This window comes from Mixta theicola (assembly GCF_002895925.1).
Lineage (GTDB): Bacteria > Pseudomonadota > Gammaproteobacteria > Enterobacterales > Enterobacteriaceae > Mixta > Mixta theicola.
This window is the reverse complement of sequence record NZ_NWUO01000002.1, coordinates 1-19302: the sequence shown is the minus strand read 5'-3', so window position 1 is coordinate 19302 and position 19302 is coordinate 1. Positions and strand designations below refer to the sequence as shown.

Here is a 19302-nt window from a genome sequence, read left to right as displayed (position 1 = left end):
AATGGAAAAGAACAGCTCAATTCTGAGTTACATCGTCGGGCTGCTGATGATGTGGCTGAGCCGCCACACCATTCAGGATATTGCCTTTATGGTCGGCACGGTGGTTGCCCTGACCACGCTGGGGCTGAACGTGGCGAGCTTTTTTATCAACTGGCATTACCGGCGCAAAACCTTCCGGCTGCTTGAGCAGCGCCAGCCTGACGAGGGGGTAACCAATGAACTCCTTCGCTAAGCGCTGCGCCGTGGTTGCGGTGCTGGCCGTCGCAACGATGCTGCCAAAATTTCAGACGCTGAAAACCTCCAGTGACGGTCTGGCGCTGATTGCCAACGCTGAAGGGTGCCGCACGTCGCCTTACCAGTGCAGCGCGGGCGTGTGGACCAACGGGATCGGTCACACCCTGGGCGTGACGGCTGCAAGCCAGGTCAGCGAACGGCAGGCGGCGGTCAATCTGATTGATGACGTGATCCGCGTGGAGCGCGGCATTGCGCAGTGTATGCCGGTGACAATGCCTCAGCGGGTTTATGACACAACCGTATCGTTCGGTTTCAACGTCGGCGTGCGCGCCGTCTGTCAGTCAACCTTTGCCAGGCACATCAACGCCCTTCACTGGCGGGCGGCGTGCAACGAGCTGCGGCGCTGGGTTTACGTGGACGGCAAAATTAATCGTGGCCTGCAGAACCGCCGGGCAAACGAGACGGCTTACTGCCTGAAGGGGCTGCAATGATCCGTTTCCTCATCGTCCTGTCTGCCCTGCTGCTTGCGGGGCTGGGGTCAGCCTGCTGGCAACTGAAAACCACGAAAACGGAGCTGACCGGCGCCCAGCGCATCATCGGCACGTTGTCTGCCGGAATTGAAAGCCGGGATAAAGCCATTGCCCGGATGAATGACGAGGCAAAAGAGGGGCAGATACGCGAGGCTAAACTGCGGCTGATGCAGGGCCGGGCCAGTACCTCTGCCCTTAACCGTGAACTGCAAATACAGAGAGAAACCGATGCAAGCGAAGACCTTCGCGGCTGGTCTGCTGCTGTCCTGCCTGATGATGTTATCCGGCTGCACAGTCGTCCCGCCTTCAGTAGCGCCCGAGATTATCTGGACTGGCTGTCCGCGCGTGACAAGCTGCCCGTTCCCGGCAAACAGCCTGCAGACGCAGGGCGATCTGGCGGCTGACAACCGCCGGTTAGAGGCTGCGCTTGCATCGTGCGGGCTGCAGATTGAAATCATCAAAGACTGCCAGGAGGAACACGATGTTAAAGCCAGCCCAGCTGCGAAAGGTACTGACCGACTGCGTGCCGCATCTGCAGACAAATCCTGACAGCCTGAATATGTTCGTGGACAGCGGGCGCATTGTCTCAACGCTTGCCGCTTCGCTGTCCTTTGAGGATCAGTATCAGCTCAATCTCGTTATCACCGATTATCCGGGTAACGTCGATTTGCTGATTGTGCCGGTACTGGCCTGGCTGCGTGAGAATCAGCCCGACATTATGGCAACCGAGGAAAGGCGCAGAACGGGCTTCACGCATGAGGTGGATATCATCAGCGACACCCTGATCGATATCAGCATTAAACTGCAGCTTACCGAGCGCGTGATTGTGCGTCAGGTGGATGGCGCCCTGCACGTTGACCGCGTGCCTGAGCCGCCGCTGCCTGATAACGATGAGGCACCCAAACAGCTCTATCTTGCCGGTCAGCTGATCAGTGAGTGGCTGTGATGGACGGGCTGCAAGCTTTTGATGACCGCCTGTCGGCACTCATTAACAACCTCTCCCCGCAGTCGCGTAAACAGATGGCCGCTGCCATTGCGAAACGCCTGCGTGCCAGTCAGCAGCAGAACATCAAACGCCAGCAGGCACCGGACGGCACCCCGTTCAAACCCCGCAAGCGGCAGCCCCTGCGCGGCAAAAAGGGCCGGGTAAAGCGTGAGATGTTCGCGAAACTCCGTACCGCAAAATACCTCAAGGCGAAAGGCAACAGCGATGATGCCGCCGTGCAGTTTACCGGGAACGTGCAGCGCATGGCCCGCGTGCATCATTACGGGCTGCGGGATCGGGCAAGCCGGGGCGGCAAAGAGGTGCAGTATGAGGCCCGCCCGCTTCTGGGTTTCAGTGAGGCCGATATTGAAATGATTGAGCGCGAAGTGATTGCCCACCTGGGCAATTAATTTGTAGTGATCAATTCACATCTATACCTTTTATATTAAGCACAACCGACTGGTATTTATCAGGGGCTGGGGCGTCTTGCCCCTCTACCCTTTCGCGGCTGAATACATCGATCATATATCCATCTTTATCGTGGCGTGTATTTATGATGCATCTTCTGTCGCGTGGAAACTCCACCAATGCCATATGGTTAACCTCTAAAATCTCCCTATCAACCCTTTGGCAATATATACCATCATAAATGCACTCTTCAACATGCTCACACAAAATGAATGACAATGAGCAGACTGAACAAACTCCAATGCTTTCAATCATCCCAGGACTGTTAAACAAAGCATGCTTAGGGAATAGAAGGTTTGCAAAATTTTCTGTTGTCATGTAAAGCCCATCCAACCCGTGACTTTCATCCTCATTTATCGGCGGATATTTCTTCATAAAGCTTGTGCATACTTTAAGGTAATCTTCTGCATCAATCAATGAAGCCCATGCTTTATGGTTATCTTCTTCTTTTAAATACAAAACAACTTTATATAAAGAAAGCAATGAGGAAAGGACGCATTGGAAATAAAGAATTTTGTCAGCTCCATGACCATACCCTCTTTCGATGGCTTGTTGCTTATATTGTTTGATGCCTCCAATTGAAAAAGTTAAAGCGTCAATCCATCTCCTCACAATTATTTTCGATGTAGTGATCTGCAAATCAGTAAAGGCGTCCTTAGACAGTTCCGCAACTTCCAACTCAATATCATCTAAGTTAACTTTTTTACTTCCCATTGATTACTCCTTTTAGGACTGACTTGATTTCTTTTAAACCTTCCACTCCCCCCTCATAACTTAACTCTGTTTTCTTTGTGTCGTTGTATTCCTCGCAAATAATCCTCAAGCGCACTAATGCAGTTTCATCTTTTTTTGTTATTCTAGTTGCACAAATCTTAACGGCATCAATTATTAAGTCAAATATGTCAGGATTGTTTTGGACTATGTTTGCAGCTAAATAGAGAATTGGACCAAACCATTCACTACTTCTTTGCTCGATTAAAGCTTTGGGCGGGGTCAAAAATTCAACTGGCAAGGTATTTTTTAGTTCTTTGTGAAAACTTAGCGCAGTTGAAGTATAAGCTGAATCTTCTAATGAGTGCCAAAATGTATCTGGGATAATGAGCACACTTTGCACTGCGTCTTTATCAATAGGCAACTCGCAGGGTTTCATTTCAATTTTCATTTTATTAAGCCTTCAATTGTTGACGAAAGTACTCTTAAAAGCATTTCAGAGGAAAGGTTGTGTAGTGTGCCAGCAACATCATTTCACTGTAATGCGTAGCCAATTTCAAGTCATCATAATGTGATGAACAGTGAAAATATTGCAGAAATCCTGCGCCTGCTGCGCAACCTGATCCGAATCGGAACCGTGACCGCCGTTGATTTAGATGGCGGGCTTTGTCGCGTGCAGACCGGGGCAAATGAAACCGACTGGCTCAACTGGCTGACCTCAAGCGCTGGACGGGTAAAGCGCTGGCATGCCCCGTCAGAGGGTGAGCAGGTGCTGATCCTCTCGCTTGGCGGCGAGCTGGATTCCGCGTTTGTGCTGCCCGGCATTTTTTCCGATGACAACCCGGCGCCCTCAGCCTCAGCGGACGCCATTCACATCAGTTTCCCTGACGGCGCGGTGATTGAGTACGAGCCGGAAACCGGCGCTCTCACCGCAACGGGCATGAAAACCGCCACGGTACAGGCGGCTGAATCGGTCAGCGTGACGACAAAAGTTGTGCTGGTTACCGCCAGTGAAAAAATCACCCTGGACTCGCCTGAAGTTGAATGCACCAACCTCTTAAAAACCGCAACGCTTGAGGTTACTAAAGGCGGCAGGATGACCGGCAGCGTTGAACACACTGGCGGTAACTTCAGCTCTAACGGCGTTATCGTCAGCGATCACACGCATGGCAGCGTGCAGCGTGGTGGTGACAGAACGGTGGGTACCAAATGAGCCGCGCAACCTATACCGGCATGCAGCGCGATACCGGCGAAAGCGTTGATGACCTGGCGCACATCAGCCAGTCGGTACGTGACATTCTCACCACGCCGGTTGGCTCAAGGGTGATGCGGCGCACCTATGGCTCGCTTTTATCCGCACTGACTGACCAGCCCAATAATCCTGCGCTGCGCCTGCAGATAATGTCTGCCTGCTATATGGCGCTGTTGCAGTGGGAGCCGCGTATTGAACTGACCGCAATCAGTTATGAATCCACCTTTGACGGCAAGATGACGGTTGATATTACCGGCAACCGCACCGGCACGTCAGGCAACTTTAACCTCTCCATTCCAGTGAGCTGAATTATGCCTTCAATCGACCTGAGCCAGTTACCCGCGCCGGATATCGTTGAGAAGCTGGACTATGAAACCCTGCTGGCTGAGCGCAAGAGCACGCTGATTTCTCTTTATCCTGCTGACAAACAGGAGGCCATTGCCCGCACGCTCACGCTTGAATCTGAACCGATCGTGAAGCTGCTGGAAGAGAACGCTTATCGCGAGGTCATCCTGCGCCAGCGGGTAAACGAAGCCGCCCGGGCGGTCATGGTGGCTTACTCAACGGGGGCTGACCTTGATCAGCTCGGGGCCAACAATGACGTTGAGCGACTGATACTGACTCCGGCAGATGACACCACAATCCCGCCAACAGCGGCGGTTCTGGAAAGCGACGATGATTTTCGCATGCGTATCCCGGAAGCCTTTGAAGGGATGAGCGTGGCCGGGCCGACCGGTGCTTACGAGTATCACGCGAAAAGCGCCGACGGACGCGTGGCTGATGCCTCGACTATCAGCCCGTCACCGGCCAACGTAACGATCACCATTCTTTCACGCGAGAACACCGGCACAGCGGATGATGACCTGCTCGCCATTGTTGATAAGGCGCTGAACGATGAAGACGTGCGCCCGGTTGCTGACCGGGTGCGGGTGCAGTCGGCTGAAATCGTTGAATACAACATTGATGCCACTCTTTATCTCTATCCGGGGCCGGAGAGCGAACCCATTCGCGCCGCTGCCGAAGCGAAGCTTGCCGCTTTTGTCACGGCGCAGGTGCGGCTCGGGCGGGATATCCGCAAGTCTGCGCTGTATGCCGCGTTGCATGTTGAGGGCGTGCAGCGCGTTGAGCTGGCTGCGCCTGCAGATGACGTGGTGCTCGACAAAACCCAGGCCGCGTACTGCACCGGTTACGTGATTAACGTCGGGGGTTCAGATGAGTGATCGCCTGCTGCCGGTTGGCTCGTCGGCGCTGGAGGTGGCGGCGGCTGAAGCCTGCGCCCTGATTGAGGAAATCCCCGTACCGCTGCGCAGGCTGTGGAACGCGCAGACCTGCCCCCTGCCGCTGCTGCCCTATCTGGCCTGGGCGTGGTCCGTGGACCGCTGGGATCAGAGCTGGTCCGAATCCACCAAGCGCAGCGTGGTTGCCGCCTCGGAATACGTTCACCGCCACAAAGGCACCATCGGATCGCTGCGCCGCGTGGTTGAACCGCTGGGCTATCTCATCCGCATTGTGGAGTGGTGGCAGACAAACGAGGAGCCAGGCACGTTCCGGCTTGATGTGGGGGTACTGGATACCGGCATCACCGGGGAAATGTATAACGAGCTGGAAAGGATGATTGCAGACGCGAAGCCCTGCAGCCGCCATCTGATCGGCCTGTCTATCAACCTTGACGCCACCGGGGCGCTTCCCGTCGCGGCGGCCTGTTACACCGGCGATGAGCTGACCGTTTACCCCTATCTTTCTGAAACCATCACCGTCAGCGGGCCGGGTTATTCCGGCGCGGCGGTTCACATTATTGATAACCTGAGAGTGAACGCATGACCGTAAAATATTATGCGCTGCTGACCAATCCCGGCGCAGCGAAGCTGGCAAATGCCGCCGCCCTCGGCACTAAACTGCAGATCACGCAGATGGCGGTTGGTGACGGCGGCGGCGTGTTACCCACACCCAATGCCAGCCAGACGAAGCTGATTAATGAGCAGCGCCGCGCCTCGCTGAATCAGCTGAGTATTGACGCCTCCAACAGCAGCCAGATTATTGCTGAACAGATTATCCCGGAAACTGACGGCGGTTTCTGGATACGCGAGATTGGCCTGTTTGATGCTGACGGCGTGATGATTGCCGTTGCCAACTGTGCGGAAACCTACAAGCCTCAGTTGCAGGAGGGCAGCGGGCGCACGCAGACCGTGCGCATGATCCTTATCGTCAACAGTACGGAGGCCGTGACGCTGAAGATTGACCCGTCAGTGGTACTGGCAACGCGGCAGTATGTGGATAACGCTGTGATTGAGGTTAAAGCCTATGCCGATAAGCTGATGGCAGACCACGTTGCTGCAGCTAATCCCCATAAACAGTATCTCCAGATCGCCAATGCTCTGGCTGAAATTAAAGAGGCCGGGAACGTCGCGGACGTTCTCAAAAACCTCGGTTTGGGCGAAGCGAAATATGTGACCAGTCGGGGAAGTAATGTCAATGGTGTCTGGAGTATCTGGTCGGATGGCGCTATCGAAATGTATGGCCACAACCCGTCGATTACCAGCGGGCTGGCAACGGTTGTTTTCCCGATATCCATACCAAAACTTGTTCGTTATATAACGGTTGTCGAAAGGCTTTCCAGTGATGCAGGTTCATCAGCTCAACGGCTACATGTTTCGATGATCCTGGACGATACAGTGACCACTACCGGATTCAAGGCTCGCTGCCAGATGGCAAACGGCGACCCATCAAGTAATGGCTTTTCATGGCACCTCTACAGCCCACCGAATTAAGGAGATTATTGTGCGATATTTTAATTCAGTCTCACTAACAGAGGTATTACCGGGCGTTCATGATATGACTGGCGCAACTAAACTCCCTGATGATAACTGGTTTTTCACTGCGCACGAGATCCCGGAGGGAATGAGGCTCGCAGCTAATGAGAACGGCGAGCCAGTTTTAACACATATTACTGAACAGGGGAGATAGGCCAGGTAATATCGGGTGCCGCAGAAATATCCACGCGATTCAGCAGTACCCGATACTTACGCCACTTATCGTAACTGGCCCTTTCTTCATCTGTGGCGATGCCCAGCGCAATGGCATCATCAAGAGGAGCAATTTTATTATCAGCTTCCAGCCGTAAGGCGGTTTTTTGCGCCGTTGCCTCAGTCATATAATCTTCAGGTGTTCTGACATACTCACTAAGCGCTGGCGGTTTGCTGGTAAAGTCGATAATTTTTCCGGCTGACTGCCCCTCAAGCAGTTGCTGCCAGAGGGTTTCACTGATCTCCTTAGCGTCTTCAGGCAGGTTAGAAATGCCTTCCACGTAAAAGCCCGGTACAGACTGCGAATAGAAAGTTTTCATAGTATTAGTATCCGATAGCAATCCAGCGAACGACGGTATTGGCAAGCGTATTACCCCCCACGATACGACCTGAAATTTTCAGTGTTGACAGCGATTTAGGGATGATTGCCACTACCTTTATTGAGGTGTCATCGCCTGCTTCATTGCCTGCGCATCCGGCAATCCAGCTATTGAAAGCAACGGGTAGTGTTACCGTATTGCCGGTTGGACCCGTAGCGGTATAGCCCCACTGAATAATCAACCCTCCGGGCAGCTTCTGGTAGCCGTTATTGGCGAGGCTGCGGCCAAAGCTGTTCATGTCCGGTAACTGGTTAGCCTCAGTTCCCACGTCCCGTTTCGCTGCTTCGCCCAAACCGAGGTTTTTGAGAAGGAAAAGCCTGGCCCTGAAAAGCGCCGGGCTGGCAAACTTCGCCTTTTTTAGCGGGGAAAAATATGCTTATCGGTTATGTACGGGTATCAACAAATGACCAGAATACGGATTTACAGCGTAACGCACTAATAAGTGCAGAATGTGAGCTGATTTTTGAAGACAAAATCAGCGGTAAAACCAGCGAACGCCCGGGACTGAAAAAGGCGCTGCGCCGCCTGCAGGCCGGGGATACGCTTGTGGTCTGGAAGCTGGACAGGCTTGGCCGGAGCATGCGCCACCTGGTTATGCTGACAGAGGAGCTGCGCGAGCGCGGGGTTAATTTTCGCAGCCTGACAGACAGCATTGATACCAGCACCGCGATGGGGCGTTTCTTCTTCCATGTTATGGGGGCGCTTGCTGAGATGGAACGCGAGCTGATCGTGGAGCGTACCCGTGCCGGACTGGCAGCAGCGCGTGAAAAAGGCCGCACGGGAGGAAGACGGCGAATAATGACACCGGATGTTATCGGGCGCGCTGAAAGAATGCTGGCGCATGGAGCCACGCTGCATCAGATTTCCCTGGTGCTTGAGGTATCAGTTAAAACGCTTTATCGCTATATCCCTGCGGCAAAACAGCATCAGTTGCGTGATTCTGTCCTGTCAGGGACCAGCAAACTTTGATGGCATGCATCAGCCCGTTCAGGGTGACAATCTGAGCGCACCCTTATAACGGAGTGTCTCACTGATGGCTGATTATCATCACGGTGTCCGCGTCGTCGAAATCAACGACGGCACGCGCACCATCTCTACCGTATCAACGGCAATCGTCGGTATGGTCTGCACCGCCGAAGATGCCGATGCGACTGCTTTCCCTCTGAACAAGCCGGTACTCATCACTAACGTGCTTTCTGCTATTGGCAAGGCTGGCGTAAAAGGTACGCTCGCTGCCGCCCTGCAGGCAATTGCCGATCAGGCCAAGCCGGTTACGGTTGTGGTGCGCGTGGCTGAAGGTGAAACCGAAGCGGAAACCACCTCCAACATCATCGGCACCACCGATGAGAACGGGCAGTACACTGGCATGAAAGCGCTGCTCAGCGCGCAGACTGAACTGGCCGTTAAGCCGCGCATTCTCGGCGTGCCGGGGCTGGATAATCTGGAAGTGGCGACGGCGCTGGCCTCCATCTGTCAGCAGCTTCGCGCCTTTGGTTACGTCACCGCTTACGGCTGCAAAACCATCTCTGAAGCCATGCTCTATCGTGAGAACTTCAGCCAGCGCGAGCTGATGGTTATCTGGCCTGATTTCGTTGCCTGGAATACCACAGCCAACGCATCGGAAACCGCCTGGGCAACCGCCCGCGCACTTGGCCTGCGCGCCAAAATCGACAATGACACCGGCTGGCACAAAACCCTGTCCAACGTCGGCGTTAATGGCGTGACCGGCATCTCGGCATCAGTGTTCTGGGATCTGCAGCAGGTGGGTACTGATGCTGACCTGCTGAATCAGGCCGAAGTCACCACGCTTATCCGCAAAGACGGTTTCCGTTTCTGGGGTAACCGCACCTGCAGTGATGACCCGCTGTTTGCCTTTGAAAACTACACCCGCACCGCGCAGGTTATCGCTGACACGATGGCAGAGGCGCACATGTGGGCAAGCGACAAGCCGATGACGCCAACGCTTGTGAAAGACATTATCGCGGGCATCAACGCCAAGCTGCGCGAAATGGTGACTGCAGGCTACCTGATCGGCGGCAGCTGCTGGTATGACGATACCGCCAACGATAAGGACACCCTGAAAGCGGGCAAGCTCTTTATTGACTATGACTACACGCCAGTGCCGCCGCTGGAAGACCTCACCCTGCGCCAGCGCATCACCGACAGCTATCTGGTGAACTTCGCTGCCGCCGTTAACAGCTAAGGAGCCTGACTCATGGCACTGCCAAAGAAACTGAAGTACCTGAATCTCTTCAACGATGCAAACAGCTATCAGGGCGTTGTGACCTCGCTCACTCTGCCGAAGCTCGCCCGCAAACTGGACCCGTTCCGGGGCGGCGGCATGAATGGCGCCGCGCATATTGATAACGGTCTGGAAGATGATGCCCTCGATCTGGAATGGACGATTGGTGGCATTGATGACCTGGTGCTGACGCAGTGGGGAGCCGGTGACGTGCCGCTGCGCTTCGCCGGTTCATACCAGCGGGATGACACCGCCGAGACGGTGGCCGTTGAGGTGGAGATGCGCGGCAAGCATCAGCAGTTTGATTTTGGTGAAGCCAAACAGGGCGAGGACACCGAAACCAAAATCACCACCAAATGCACGTATTACAAACTCACCTGGAACGGTAAAGAGCTGATCGAGATCGATACCGTGAACATGATTGAGAAGGTAAACGGCACCGACCGGCTGGAGCAGCACCGCAAAAACATCGGCCTCGTTTAATTCCGGCACCGGCGCTGCGACGCTGGTCCCTTTTTCTGAACAACAAACCTGAGAACTGAAATGGAAAACAAAGAAAACGTCGTTACCCTGGAAACCCCGATTACCCGTGGCGATCTGGTTATTTCAAGCATTGCGCTTATCAAGCCCAACTCCGGCGCCCTGCGCGGCACGCGCCTGGCTGACCTCGCAGGCTCGGATGTGGACGCGCTGATCACCGTGCTGCCCCGCATTACTGAGCCGCGTCTGACGCGTGAAGATTGTATTGCCCTTGATCCGGCAGACCTGATTGCCCTGGCTGGCAAGGTGATCGGTTTTTTAACAGCGAAGTCGGCCGGGTCAGATGGCCAGCCGGATTAACGGTTAATGACCTGATGGCCGATATCGCCACGATATTCCACTGGCCCCCCTCTGAACTGTACGACCTGCCGCTGGCCGAGCTTCTCGACTGGCGGCACAAGGCGATGATCCGTAGCGGAGTTAACCCCGATGAGTAATAACCTGAAGCTGCAGGTGCTGCTCAAGGCCGTGGACCAGGCGACCCGGCCTTTTAAGGCAATCCAGACCGCAACAAAATCCCTTTCCGGCTCTATTCGTGAAACGCAGTCGAACATCAAGGCGCTCGATCAGCAGGCTGCGAAAATTGACGGTTTCAGAAAGGCCAGCACACAACTGGCCGTTACCAGGAATTCGCTGAAGGAAGCCAAAGAGGAAGCCTCCGCGCTGGCCGTCGCCTTTCGCAACACCGAGCGACCAACGGCTGCGCAGACCCGCGCACTGGAAGCCGCAAAACGCGCTGCAGCAGAATTGCAGACGAAAGAAAACAGCCTGAGACTGTCCGTACAGCAGCAGCGCGAAGCGCTCATTGCGGCTGGCATTTCCACCAAAAATCTGAGCAGTGAACAGCAGCGCCTCAAAACAAACTCAGCGCAGGCCACCGTGTCACTCAGCCGCCAGAAGACGGAGCTGCAGCGACTTGGTCAGCAACAGGAGAAACTGAACCGCGTTAATGAGCGCTACCGTGCAGGACAAGAGATTGCCGGTAAAGTACGCAACACCGGTGCCGCTGCTTTTGCGGGCGGCAGTGCGGCGTTATATGCCGAGGGGCAGCTAATCGCGCCCGGTGTGGAGTTTGATGCGCAGATGTCAGAAACTCAGGCGCTGCTTGATACGGGCAAGGATGATCCGAAACTGGCAGCTATCAGAAAGCAGGCGCGTGATATTGGCGGCTCTACCGCATTCTCTCCTACCGACGTAGCGCGAACGCAGAGCACGCTGGCCCGCTCAGGTTACAACGCTGACGATATTCTTGCCTCAACAGAATCAACGGTGAATCTGTCACTCGCTTCAAAAGTTGATATCGCAGAGGCGGCAGACATTGTCACTAACATGCAGACCGCTTTTAAAATACCAATAGACGAGATCCAGCGGGTTTCGGATGTAATGACCAAAGGATTTACCAAATCCAACACTGACCTGCTGGAGCTGGGCGAAGCCATGAAGTATGTCGCCCCAATGGCTCAGGCTGCAGGTGCAAGCATAGAAGACACCACCGCTATGCTTGGCATCATGGCAGATAATGGCATCAAGGGATCGATGGCTGGCACCGGGGGCAGCGCTATTTTTAGCAGGTTGCAGGCTCCCACCGGGCAGGCTCCTGATGCACTGAAAGAGCTGGGCATCCAGACCCGGGACAAAAAAGGCAACATGCTGCCGGTGATCGGCATTCTCAAAAAGATTGACGCGTCATTCAAAAAGAACCAGTTGGGCACGGCTCAGCAGGCTGAATACATCAAAACAATCTTTGGTGAAGAGGCAGCAAAAGGCGTTGTTAAATTGATTGATGCTGCTGGCAACGGCAAGCTGCAGGCGAAGCGTGAAATGCTGATGAACTCCAAAGGTTCAGCGGCCAGCGTCGCCAGTATTCAGGTTGATAATCTGGATGGTGATCTTAAAAACCTGTCATCCGCCTGGGAGGATGTACGGATCGAAGTTTTCGATCAGCAGAATTCCTCTCTCAGAAAGCTGACAACGACCGCCAATGACTGGCTGGTAACTGCCGGGAAATGGGTGAAGCAAAACCCGGAGCTGACGCAGAAAATAGTCATGGTCACAGGCGTGCTATCGACACTGGTTGCAGGGCTGGGGTTGATCGGTCTGGTTGCCTGGCCGGTTATGGCGGGACTAAATATTATTATCGCCGGCGCCGGACTTATGGGGACGGCTTTTAGCGTGGCTGGAGGCGCTATAACTGCTGCGCTTGGCGCTGTCACCTGGCCGATTGTGGCCGTAGCCGCTGCAGTGGTAGCCGGGGCGCTGCTTATCCGTAAATACTGGGAACCAATAAAGGCTTTCATTGCGGGTGTGGCTGAAGGATTCACTGCCGCTGCCGGGCCAATCAGTGATTCATTCAGCAGTCTGAAGCCGGTATTCAGTTGGGTAACGGATAAAGTTAAAGAGCTTTGGGACTGGTTTGGAAAATTGCTGGAGCCGGTGAAGTCAACGCAGGCAGAACTTGCCACTGCCGGGGATATGGGTAAAAAGTTCGGCAACATGCTGGCAGAAGGTCTGAAAATTCCCGGACAGGCACTCGATCAGCTGAGAAGTGGGATCGATTGGGTGCTGGAAAAGCTTGGCATTATTGATACTAAATCAGATGGACTCAAAGACAAGGTGCAGTCACCTGATACGGTGGCAACCGGCGGCGCGGGAATGGCGGCTGACGGGCTGCAGCGTAATATCGCCCTGGGCGGTGCAGCCTACCGGCCAGTCACGGCACCTGCTGCCAGTAGCGGTTATAGCGATCAGAGTCAAAACAGCTATCAGTACGATATTCACATGCATCCGGGTATGTCCAAAGACGACGCCCTGGCTCTCATGGCGCAACATCAGGAGCGCCAGCAGCGAAAGACTCAGGCTCAACAACGTAGTCGCATGGGATGGGAGGATTAATCATGATGATGGTATTTGGCATGATGGTATTCATGCGTCAGACCCTGCCATATCAGGAAATGCAGCGCAGCATTAATTACCGCTGGCCCTCTAACAGCCGTGTTGGGATGCGCTCGTCTTCGCAGTTTATTGGCGTTGGTGATGAAAAAATAACATTGTCGGGAGAGTTGCGCCCTGAAATTACCGGCGGCACTGTTTCTCTTCTGGTTTTAAAGGTAATGGCAGACGAGGGGCGGGCATGGCCCCTGATTGGCGGGAATGGAACGATCTACGGCATGTATGTGGTCGAGGACTTTTCAGAGACTCACCGTGATTTCTTTTCGGATGGCTCAGCCAGAAACATCAGCTTTACCGTCAATCTCAAACGGGTTGATGAGTCGCTTACCTCTATGTTCGGGGATCTAAAAAAGCAGGCTGACGGGCTGATTAGCGGTGTTGGAAATCTGCAGAGCCAGATTAATTCTGCAGCCAGCAGCGCGCTGTCAGGGCTGGGAGGGATTCTCGGATGATAACCGGTTTACCTGTGGGGGCAGGCGCTCAACTGACCCCTGATTTCCTGCTGACTATTGGCAGCAAAGATATAACGGCAAATATCCGGCCACGCCTGATTTCACTCTCGCTGACGGATAACCGGGGATTTGAAGCCGATCAGCTTGATATTGAACTGGATGATGCCGACGGGCAAATGCAGTTGCCTGCACGGGGCGCCGTTATAACCCTGGCGCTCGGCTGGGTGGGTTCGGCGCTTATCAGTAAAGGCAGCTTCACAGTTGACGAGGTGGAACATCACGGCGCGCCAGACACATTGACCATCAGGGCGCGGAGCGTAGATTTTCGCGGCACGCTTAACTCCCGTCGTGAAAACTCTTATCACGATATTACCCTGGGCGAAATTGTCAGCCAGATTGCAGAACGCAATCACCTCAAAGCCATGGTTGCTGACGGGCTGGCGAAAATCAAAATCAGCCATATCGATCAGACTCAGGAAAATGATGCGAAATTCCTGACCCGGCTGGCAACGCTGAACGGTGCAGTAGCCGCCATTAAGGCGGGTAAACTTCTTTTTATCAAGCCGGGAAACGGCTTAACCGTTAGCGGCAAACCCATCCCTCAGATGACAATAACCCGTCAGGACGGCGACCGGCACAGTTTCAGTATTGCCGATCGCGGGGCTTATACCGGCGTAACTGCAAGCTGGCTGCACACAAAAGAACTAAAGCCGAAAAAGGTGAAGCTGCAGAGAAAGCAGAAAGAGCAGCATCTGCGTGCGCTTCAACATCCAAAAGCGGTTAAAGCCAAAGCCTCCTCAACAAAAGTGCCTGAGGCAAATGAGGGAGATTATCTGGCAGGCTCTGAGGATAATGTCTTTGCTATTACCACCGTTTACAGCACTAAAGCGGCGGCAATGCGTGCAGCCCAGGCTAAGTGGGAAAAGTTGCAGCGTGGCGTTGCAGAATTTTCGATAATTCTGGCTATGGGCCGGGCTGATCTTTACCCGGAAACGCCTGTTGCAGTGAATGGGTTCAAATCGGTGATCGATGCTCAACCGTGGATAATAAGCAAGGTGATACATGACTTAGGTAGTAATGGCTACACAACGAGTCTTGAATTTGAGGTGCTTTTGTCGAACGTAGAATATGAAGAGGAAGATTCTTAAACTATAAATTGCAAACACAAACTTGATTATGCAAAATGCGCTTAGCCCCGTTGCGCTTAATACATTCAGGTTGGTGAATTCATGATGCATTGCCCGTTGTGCCAGAACGCTTCTCATGCCAGATCTAGCCGTTACATCTCAAAAGAGACAAAAGAACGGTATCATCAGTGTCAAAATATTAATTGCGGCTGCACTTTTAAATCACATGAAAGCATTGCAGGTATTATCATGCATCCAGGGCAGGTTACTAAAGCACCGCCCCACCCTGAGCGCGGCCAATCACAATTACCCTGGCTTTAAACTACCCCGCTTCGGCGGGTTTTTCATGTATGAATTCTGAGAAACAAACATTGAATACTGTTTTTACATACAGTACTTTTAGTGTTTTTGTTATTCAGGCGTAATCATGGCAATCCGTAAGCAAAAAGACGGTAAGTGGCTTTGCGAGTGCTACCCTAATGGGCGAGAAGGAAAGCGCATCAGGAAGATGTTTAGAACCCGTGCAGAGGCTGCAGCATTTGAAAGTTTCCAGATGGATGAGGCTAAAGCAAAGCCGTGGTTAGGAGAGAAAGAGGACCGCCGTAAGCTCAGTGAATTAATTACCCTCTGGTACAAGCTTCATGGCTGTTCTTTAGGTGATAAAAAGGGGCGCCTGGGTAAGTTGCACATCATTTGCCGTGGGCTGGGTGATCCTATTGCCATTAAGATAACGGCAAAAGATTGGGCGCATTACCGTGAAAGGCGACTAAGCGGGCTAATAGAGAACGGTTATAAAACCAGTGAGAAATCCCTAAAGGTTAAGGTTGGCACGGTAAACCGTGAGCATTGTTTTTTACGTGCAGTCTTTAACGAGCTTGAACGTCTGGGAGAAATTAATTACCCAAATCCCCTAAAAAATATTCGTGAGTTCGACGAGCCTGAGAAAGAAATGTCATGGCTCACAGAAGCGCAAATATCCCGTCTTCTTGCAGCCTGTGATTTACATGGCAATCCTGAGTTAACACTCATAGTCAGAATATGTCTATCAACTGGCGCTCGTTGGAGTGAGGCGGCGGGACTAAAGGCAAGCCAGATATCTCCCAATAAAATTACCTTTATAAATACCAAAGGTAAAAAGAACCGTACAGTACCGATTGGGGATGAACTTTATAACGATCTTAAAGATAAAGAAGGTACGTTCTTTTCCGAATGCTATCGCCAGTTCTATCGGGTAATACGATTAGCAGCTATCGAATTACCCGAGGGCCAAATGAGTCATGTGCTCAGGCATAGCTTTGCAAGTCACTTTATGATGGCCGGTGGCAATATCGTGGTTTTACAGCGCATTCTCGGACACTCAGACATACGCGTTACCATGCGCTATGCACACTTTGCGCCTGATCATCTGGAAGAGGCGATCAGCAATAATCCACTGGCAAGGATGGCGCGAATGAATGGCGGCAAAATGGCGGCAGAGAGTCCTACAGGAGCGAACACGGTATAACAGGAGGGGTTATAACTGATTGATTTTAATGTAACTCACTGTTTTTAAATATTAAACAAAAAAAGACCGAATACGATTCCTGTTTACGACATATAGGGATATTTCTTTTATCTATCATAAAGATAGATAACAAAAGCACCCCTTTTACTGGTTGCAACACTTACCATTGTACACTTTGCAGATCAAACAGTTACCACTTTATTCGGATCGGGTTCGGACAAATTTCGGTACGACTGAAACAGCCCCGCATCATCGTGCATGAACAGCACTTCACACTTCCCACCACCCGGACACGCAAAGTTTTGGCAAGGGTCACAAACCCGATTTATCCCCGCTGGCGCGAGGAATACTGATGCCAGTGTCCCATCAGGTTCATGACCTGTTCAGCAACCTTAGGGAAATTGTGCATCACCATTTTATTTTGATGATGCACTTTAATAACTCTCATTTTTTAGCTAATGAGATAAATTTAGTTTTTGATTAATCTCCCCTACTACCAAGTTCATCCCATAATAAGTTAGATGGTTATCATCTTTATAAAATAGATGTTTATCGCTATGAGTACGGCAAACGTTCCCATTGCAAAGCTGTTCTTCTGGATAAATCCTGATGATATTATCACCATTGACTCCATCAAATAACTCACGTGCCTTTTTGAAGTTAACATCCCAAACTTTAGAATATTTATTCTTATCAAACTCAAGGAAACTCTTGTCATTGAAAATGGCAAGCTTCTCACTTATGCTTTTAGCAACAGCAAGACGTTTATTTGTCTCGTTCGGAACATTGAAAGGTGGCTGTGGAACAGGGTAAATAACAATAACTTTATTTCCGTTATTTCCCCATCCCGTAATGACGCTCTGGATATCGTGGGTAATTCCTTTTCCTGTTGTTGAGAAAACCCACGGACCATTTTTATCGTTAAGCATATATAGAGGCATTCGTGTCATATAAACAACTAAAGAATTTTTATTTTTCTTAATAAAATCATCAGCCTTCTTGGCAAGTGAATTACATATCTCATCAACGCCATCATTAAGCTTTCGCTTAATCAAGGCGATGCCAGGGCAACCTGAAACAGCAAAGTTAAGTAAGTTATAGTCGTTTTTCCTGGCGAAATCAGACAAGCTTAGCGCCATAGCCTGAGCATGCGAATCACCGATTAGTACAATATTATTGGTAGAGTTTTTATCCTGAATGAGACAACGCTTACCAATACCCAGCCCACAATCACTCATATCTGGTAAAGTTGGACCTTTATCGTAAAGGCTAGCAAGTCCTCCGAGGCGTTGCGGAAAACCCTCATGATTGACGATACTACAACCACCTATAAAGATAACGAGGACACAAGCAGCTATAGACAAAGCATACTTTTTACTTCTAAGTTTTCTGAGAGGGTTTTCAACGAAATAATAGGTAAAGACAGCCAAGCCAAAAGATATTACTGTAAGCAGTAAAAATTCCGAAACAGTTAATACCTCTTGATGTGTGAATCGATAAAATACAAATACTGGCTGATGCCATAAATATAGAGAGTATGAAACAGCCCCCACAAAAACAATTGGCTTCAAAGATAAAGCACTTGAAACAACCTCATCCTTTTGGGAGAAAATAATCAAAAGACATGTACCAAGAACAGGCATTAAAGATAAGTATGAAGGAAGATGGGATTTATCATTAATACAAAGCAGGCTGTATGTAATAAGAAATATCCCTAATAAAGGAAGTATCGACAGGATAAGTTTTGCATTACCTTCTCTTTTATAGATGAAATCTCTGCCTACATATGCGCACAAGCCACCAGCTATAAGCTCCCAAGCTCTAGTAGGTAAAAGATAGAAAGCAAAATCAGGATGATTAACAACTGTAAAGTCGGCAAGCTGAAGAGAAAAAAATCCCATTGCAGCGAGAATAGTGAATGCGTATTTTCTAAAAAACTTATAGATAATACACATGACAACCGGGAAGATAATGTAGTATTGCCACTCAACCCCTAAGCTCCAAGTATGGAGAAGAGGTTTAAAAACACTTGCAGCAGCTGTATAACTATCTTCGTTGAAAAAATAAAAATTTGATGAGAAATATAATGCTGCCGTTAATGACTTTCCAAAAGACACGAGGTCGTCTGGCAACAAAATTTTGTATGCCCCGAAAGCCGTAACAGCAAGAACGACCAGAAGAGCTGGTACAATTCTTTTCACTCTTCGCCAATAAAAATTTACAAAAGAAAATTCTCGCTGTTCAAATCCATGCTTCACTATGCTGGTAATTAAATAACCAGACAGAACGAAGAATATATCTACACCAAAGAAACCTCCGGAGAATAATTCAAGCCCCATGAATTTCAGTTTTGCATGATAAATTATTACGGATAAAACAGCCAAAGCTCGTAGTCCGTCCAGTTCCTTCCTATACTCCAATGTTGCCTCCACCACACCATAGCGTTTTGCTGAACATGATAGAAGCAACTACTACCTATGTCACTTCGGGACTTTCAACTATGCTGTCAGGCTAGGAATTTGTGGCCAAATGATATCCGGCGCTTTTGACATGTCCACTGCCTGCACGGCTTTGATGTAGCTCATCCATGCTATCAGACTGGCTTTATCTTCATCACTGATCATGCCTAACTGTAACTCTGTCTGCCAAAAACTGATCGTTGACTGTAGTGGTCAACTAAAACTGGCCACCGAGTTAGAGTTTTTCCAGTATCGATCTTCCGATTCGTTTGGTGGCAACCCACCGTTATATTTGTGCGGCCTGCGCGCACTGTAATATCCAACGATATAGTCCGTTATTGCATGTGCTGCGTCGCTGAAGCTTACGTAACCCACCATCGGCACCCATTCATTCTTTAAGCTCCGGAAGAAGCGTTCCATTGGACTATTATCCCGGCAGTTTCCAC

Annotated in this window: 27 protein-coding genes and 2 pseudogenes; 22 read left to right on the top strand and 7 right to left on the bottom strand. The window is 51.2% G+C overall.

From position 1 onward, the window contains the following. Position 1 precedes the first annotated feature (1 nt). The 6 genes and pseudogenes from COO59_RS02605 (at position 2) to COO59_RS02585 (ending at position 2159) form a co-directional block, all read left to right on the top strand. Positions 2–232 (top strand): phage holin family protein, encoded by a 231-nt coding sequence (locus COO59_RS02605; RefSeq protein WP_103058298.1) that lies wholly within the window; start codon positions 2–4, stop codon positions 230–232. After that, a complete protein-coding gene (locus tag COO59_RS02600) occupies positions 216–725 on the top strand; it encodes a lysozyme (RefSeq protein WP_103058297.1) in 510 nt (169 codons plus the stop codon). Before COO59_RS02605 ends, COO59_RS02600 begins: the two co-directional genes overlap by 17 nt. Beyond that, positions 722–1072 (top strand): annotated as a pseudogene (locus COO59_RS02595) (Rz-like lysis system protein LysB); the annotation flags it as partial. The gene COO59_RS02600 and the pseudogene COO59_RS02595, both read left to right, overlap by 4 nt. Then, the gene (lysC, locus tag COO59_RS21125) at positions 993–1313 is read left to right on the top strand and encodes an Rz1-like lysis system protein LysC (protein WP_240614071.1); all 321 of its coding nucleotides are present in this window, start codon (positions 993–995) and stop codon (positions 1311–1313) included. The pseudogene COO59_RS02595 and the gene lysC, both read left to right, overlap by 80 nt. Then, positions 1246–1710, top strand: a complete 465-nt coding sequence (locus COO59_RS02590) for a phage tail protein (protein WP_103058295.1) — start codon at positions 1246–1248, stop codon at positions 1708–1710. Before lysC ends, COO59_RS02590 begins: the two co-directional genes overlap by 68 nt. Beyond that, positions 1710–2159 carry a phage virion morphogenesis protein gene (locus tag COO59_RS02585; protein WP_103058294.1) on the top strand — a complete coding sequence of 150 codons (450 nt, stop codon included), beginning with the start codon at positions 1710–1712 and terminating at the stop codon, positions 2157–2159. Before COO59_RS02590 ends, COO59_RS02585 begins: the two co-directional genes overlap by 1 nt. Positions 2160–2169: 10 nt before the next feature. Here COO59_RS02585 and COO59_RS02580 read toward each other — a convergent pair whose 3' ends face one another. Beyond that, the gene (locus COO59_RS02580; protein WP_103058293.1) at positions 2170–2931 is read right to left on the bottom strand and encodes a hypothetical protein; all 762 of its coding nucleotides are present in this window, start codon (positions 2929–2931) and stop codon (positions 2170–2172) included. Next, complete coding sequence (locus COO59_RS02575) at positions 2921–3379, bottom strand: hypothetical protein (protein ID WP_103058292.1); 459 nt, start codon at positions 3377–3379, stop codon at positions 2921–2923. Before COO59_RS02575 ends, COO59_RS02580 begins: the two co-directional genes overlap by 11 nt. A 123-nt stretch (positions 3380–3502) precedes the next feature. On the opposite strand from COO59_RS02575, the gene COO59_RS02570 reads away from it, so the two are divergent. The 6 genes from COO59_RS02570 to COO59_RS21120 are packed head-to-tail and all read left to right on the top strand — an operon-like array spanning position 3503 to position 7144. Beyond that, positions 3503–4141: a phage baseplate assembly protein V gene (locus COO59_RS02570; RefSeq protein WP_103058291.1), complete on the top strand. Its 639-nt coding sequence runs from the start codon at positions 3503–3505 to the stop codon at positions 4139–4141. Beyond that, positions 4138–4488, top strand: coding sequence for a GPW/gp25 family protein (locus COO59_RS02565; protein WP_103058290.1), 351 nt, complete (start codon positions 4138–4140; stop codon positions 4486–4488). The genes COO59_RS02570 and COO59_RS02565 overlap by 4 nt, the downstream gene beginning before the upstream one ends. Positions 4489–4491: 3 nt before the next feature. Next, positions 4492–5400, top strand: coding sequence for a baseplate assembly protein (locus tag COO59_RS02560; protein ID WP_103058289.1), 909 nt, complete (start codon positions 4492–4494; stop codon positions 5398–5400). Next, on the top strand, positions 5393–6001 hold the full coding sequence (locus tag COO59_RS02555; protein ID WP_103058288.1) for a phage tail protein I: 609 nt from the start codon (positions 5393–5395) through the stop codon (positions 5999–6001). The genes COO59_RS02560 and COO59_RS02555 overlap by 8 nt, the downstream gene beginning before the upstream one ends. Next, positions 5998–6948 carry a phage tail protein gene (locus COO59_RS02550; RefSeq protein ID WP_103058287.1) on the top strand — a complete coding sequence of 317 codons (951 nt, stop codon included), beginning with the start codon at positions 5998–6000 and terminating at the stop codon, positions 6946–6948. The genes COO59_RS02555 and COO59_RS02550 overlap by 4 nt, the downstream gene beginning before the upstream one ends. A 10-nt stretch (positions 6949–6958) precedes the next feature. Beyond that, complete coding sequence (locus COO59_RS21120; protein WP_103058286.1) at positions 6959–7144, top strand: hypothetical protein; 186 nt, start codon at positions 6959–6961, stop codon at positions 7142–7144. On the opposite strand, the gene COO59_RS02540 is transcribed toward COO59_RS21120, so the two are convergent. Together COO59_RS02540 and COO59_RS20765 are read right to left on the bottom strand one after the other, a co-directional pair. Further along, positions 7125–7523, bottom strand: coding sequence for a tail fiber assembly protein (locus tag COO59_RS02540; RefSeq protein WP_103058285.1), 399 nt, complete (start codon positions 7521–7523; stop codon positions 7125–7127). The genes COO59_RS21120 and COO59_RS02540 overlap by 20 nt on opposite strands. Positions 7524–7527: 4 nt before the next feature. Then, positions 7528–7851: a gp53-like domain-containing protein gene (locus COO59_RS20765; RefSeq protein ID WP_165786474.1), complete on the bottom strand. Its 324-nt coding sequence runs from the start codon at positions 7849–7851 to the stop codon at positions 7528–7530. A gap of 104 nt (positions 7852–7955) precedes the next feature. Here COO59_RS20765 and COO59_RS02530 point away from each other — a divergent pair, with 104 nt between their 5' ends. From COO59_RS02530 to COO59_RS02485, 10 genes are all read left to right on the top strand, one after another. After that, positions 7956–8552, top strand: a complete 597-nt coding sequence (locus tag COO59_RS02530) for a recombinase family protein (protein ID WP_103058284.1) — start codon at positions 7956–7958, stop codon at positions 8550–8552. A 64-nt stretch (positions 8553–8616) separates the two neighbouring features. Continuing rightward, a complete protein-coding gene (locus COO59_RS02525) occupies positions 8617–9786 on the top strand; it encodes a phage tail sheath protein (protein ID WP_103058283.1) in 1170 nt (389 codons plus the stop codon). A 12-nt stretch (positions 9787–9798) separates the two neighbouring features. Beyond that, complete coding sequence (locus COO59_RS02520) at positions 9799–10308, top strand: phage major tail tube protein (protein WP_103058282.1); 510 nt, start codon at positions 9799–9801, stop codon at positions 10306–10308. Positions 10309–10368: 60 nt separating this feature from the next. Then, positions 10369–10665 carry a phage tail assembly protein gene (locus tag COO59_RS02515; RefSeq protein ID WP_103058281.1) on the top strand — a complete coding sequence of 99 codons (297 nt, stop codon included), beginning with the start codon at positions 10369–10371 and terminating at the stop codon, positions 10663–10665. 14 nt (positions 10666–10679) lie between these two features. Further along, complete coding sequence (locus tag COO59_RS02510) at positions 10680–10802, top strand: GpE family phage tail protein (protein WP_103058280.1); 123 nt, start codon at positions 10680–10682, stop codon at positions 10800–10802. Further along, positions 10795–13257, top strand: coding sequence for a phage tail tape measure protein (locus COO59_RS02505; protein WP_103058279.1), 2463 nt, complete (start codon positions 10795–10797; stop codon positions 13255–13257). Before COO59_RS02510 ends, COO59_RS02505 begins: the two co-directional genes overlap by 8 nt. 2 nt (positions 13258–13259) lie before the next feature. Then, positions 13260–13766 carry a phage tail protein gene (locus COO59_RS02500; RefSeq protein ID WP_103058278.1) on the top strand — a complete coding sequence of 169 codons (507 nt, stop codon included), beginning with the start codon at positions 13260–13262 and terminating at the stop codon, positions 13764–13766. Then, on the top strand, positions 13763–14914 hold the full coding sequence (locus tag COO59_RS02495) for a phage late control D family protein (RefSeq protein ID WP_103058277.1): 1152 nt from the start codon (positions 13763–13765) through the stop codon (positions 14912–14914). Before COO59_RS02500 ends, COO59_RS02495 begins: the two co-directional genes overlap by 4 nt. 81 nt (positions 14915–14995) lie before the next feature. Then, the gene (locus COO59_RS02490; protein ID WP_103058276.1) at positions 14996–15214 is read left to right on the top strand and encodes a DNA-binding transcriptional regulator; all 219 of its coding nucleotides are present in this window, start codon (positions 14996–14998) and stop codon (positions 15212–15214) included. 106 nt (positions 15215–15320) lie between these two features. Continuing rightward, the gene (locus COO59_RS02485; RefSeq protein ID WP_103058275.1) at positions 15321–16397 is read left to right on the top strand and encodes a phage integrase; all 1077 of its coding nucleotides are present in this window, start codon (positions 15321–15323) and stop codon (positions 16395–16397) included. Positions 16398–16852: 455 nt separating this feature from the next. Here the strand turns inward: COO59_RS02485 and COO59_RS02480 are convergent, their stop codons facing one another. The 3 genes and pseudogenes from COO59_RS02480 to COO59_RS02470 all read right to left on the bottom strand — a co-directional run. Beyond that, positions 16853–18829, bottom strand: coding sequence for an acyltransferase family protein (locus COO59_RS02480; protein ID WP_276308253.1), 1977 nt, complete (start codon positions 18827–18829; stop codon positions 16853–16855). A gap of 66 nt (positions 18830–18895) precedes the next feature. Then, positions 18896–19063: pseudogene (locus tag COO59_RS02475) on the bottom strand (tail fiber assembly protein); the annotation flags it as partial. A gap of 6 nt (positions 19064–19069) precedes the next feature. After that, the coding region (locus COO59_RS02470) for an integrase core domain-containing protein (protein WP_165786476.1) at positions 19070–19302 on the bottom strand (233 nt) is incomplete at its 5' end.

What these genes read in the sequence shown, in the direction of transcription:
- COO59_RS02490 (WP_103058276.1), top strand. Translation starts at nt 14,996, where the DNA reads ATGATGCATTGCCCGTTGTGCCAGAACGCTTCTCATGCCAGATCTAGC.
- COO59_RS02505 (WP_103058279.1), top strand. Translation starts at nt 10,795, where the DNA reads ATGAGTAATAACCTGAAGCTGCAGGTGCTGCTCAAGGCCGTGGACCAG.
- COO59_RS02560 (WP_103058289.1), top strand. Translation starts at nt 4,492, where the DNA reads ATGCCTTCAATCGACCTGAGCCAGTTACCCGCGCCGGATATCGTTGAG.
- COO59_RS02600 (WP_103058297.1), top strand. Translation starts at nt 216, where the DNA reads ATGAACTCCTTCGCTAAGCGCTGCGCCGTGGTTGCGGTGCTGGCCGTC.
- COO59_RS02520 (WP_103058282.1), top strand. Translation starts at nt 9,799, where the DNA reads ATGGCACTGCCAAAGAAACTGAAGTACCTGAATCTCTTCAACGATGCA.
- COO59_RS02570 (WP_103058291.1), top strand. Translation starts at nt 3,503, where the DNA reads ATGAACAGTGAAAATATTGCAGAAATCCTGCGCCTGCTGCGCAACCTG.
- COO59_RS02485 (WP_103058275.1), top strand. Translation starts at nt 15,321, where the DNA reads ATGGCAATCCGTAAGCAAAAAGACGGTAAGTGGCTTTGCGAGTGCTAC.
- COO59_RS02585 (WP_103058294.1), top strand. Translation starts at nt 1,710, where the DNA reads ATGGACGGGCTGCAAGCTTTTGATGACCGCCTGTCGGCACTCATTAAC.
- COO59_RS02575 (WP_103058292.1), bottom strand. Translation starts at nt 3,379, where the DNA reads ATGAAAATTGAAATGAAACCCTGCGAGTTGCCTATTGATAAAGACGCA.
- COO59_RS02495 (WP_103058277.1), top strand. Translation starts at nt 13,763, where the DNA reads ATGATAACCGGTTTACCTGTGGGGGCAGGCGCTCAACTGACCCCTGAT.
- COO59_RS02580 (WP_103058293.1), bottom strand. Translation starts at nt 2,931, where the DNA reads ATGGGAAGTAAAAAAGTTAACTTAGATGATATTGAGTTGGAAGTTGCG.
- COO59_RS02525 (WP_103058283.1), top strand. Translation starts at nt 8,617, where the DNA reads ATGGCTGATTATCATCACGGTGTCCGCGTCGTCGAAATCAACGACGGC.
- COO59_RS02590 (WP_103058295.1), top strand. Translation starts at nt 1,246, where the DNA reads ATGTTAAAGCCAGCCCAGCTGCGAAAGGTACTGACCGACTGCGTGCCG.
- COO59_RS02550 (WP_103058287.1), top strand. Translation starts at nt 5,998, where the DNA reads ATGACCGTAAAATATTATGCGCTGCTGACCAATCCCGGCGCAGCGAAG.
- COO59_RS02540 (WP_103058285.1), bottom strand. Translation starts at nt 7,523, where the DNA reads ATGAAAACTTTCTATTCGCAGTCTGTACCGGGCTTTTACGTGGAAGGC.
- COO59_RS02510 (WP_103058280.1), top strand. Translation starts at nt 10,680, where the DNA reads ATGGCCGATATCGCCACGATATTCCACTGGCCCCCCTCTGAACTGTAC.
- COO59_RS02530 (WP_103058284.1), top strand. Translation starts at nt 7,956, where the DNA reads ATGCTTATCGGTTATGTACGGGTATCAACAAATGACCAGAATACGGAT.
- COO59_RS02555 (WP_103058288.1), top strand. Translation starts at nt 5,393, where the DNA reads ATGAGTGATCGCCTGCTGCCGGTTGGCTCGTCGGCGCTGGAGGTGGCG.
- COO59_RS02605 (WP_103058298.1), top strand. Translation starts at nt 2, where the DNA reads ATGGAAAAGAACAGCTCAATTCTGAGTTACATCGTCGGGCTGCTGATG.
- lysC (WP_240614071.1), top strand. Translation starts at nt 993, where the DNA reads ATGCAAGCGAAGACCTTCGCGGCTGGTCTGCTGCTGTCCTGCCTGATG.
- COO59_RS02565 (WP_103058290.1), top strand. Translation starts at nt 4,138, where the DNA reads ATGAGCCGCGCAACCTATACCGGCATGCAGCGCGATACCGGCGAAAGC.
- COO59_RS02500 (WP_103058278.1), top strand. Translation starts at nt 13,260, where the DNA reads ATGATGATGGTATTTGGCATGATGGTATTCATGCGTCAGACCCTGCCA.
- COO59_RS02515 (WP_103058281.1), top strand. Translation starts at nt 10,369, where the DNA reads ATGGAAAACAAAGAAAACGTCGTTACCCTGGAAACCCCGATTACCCGT.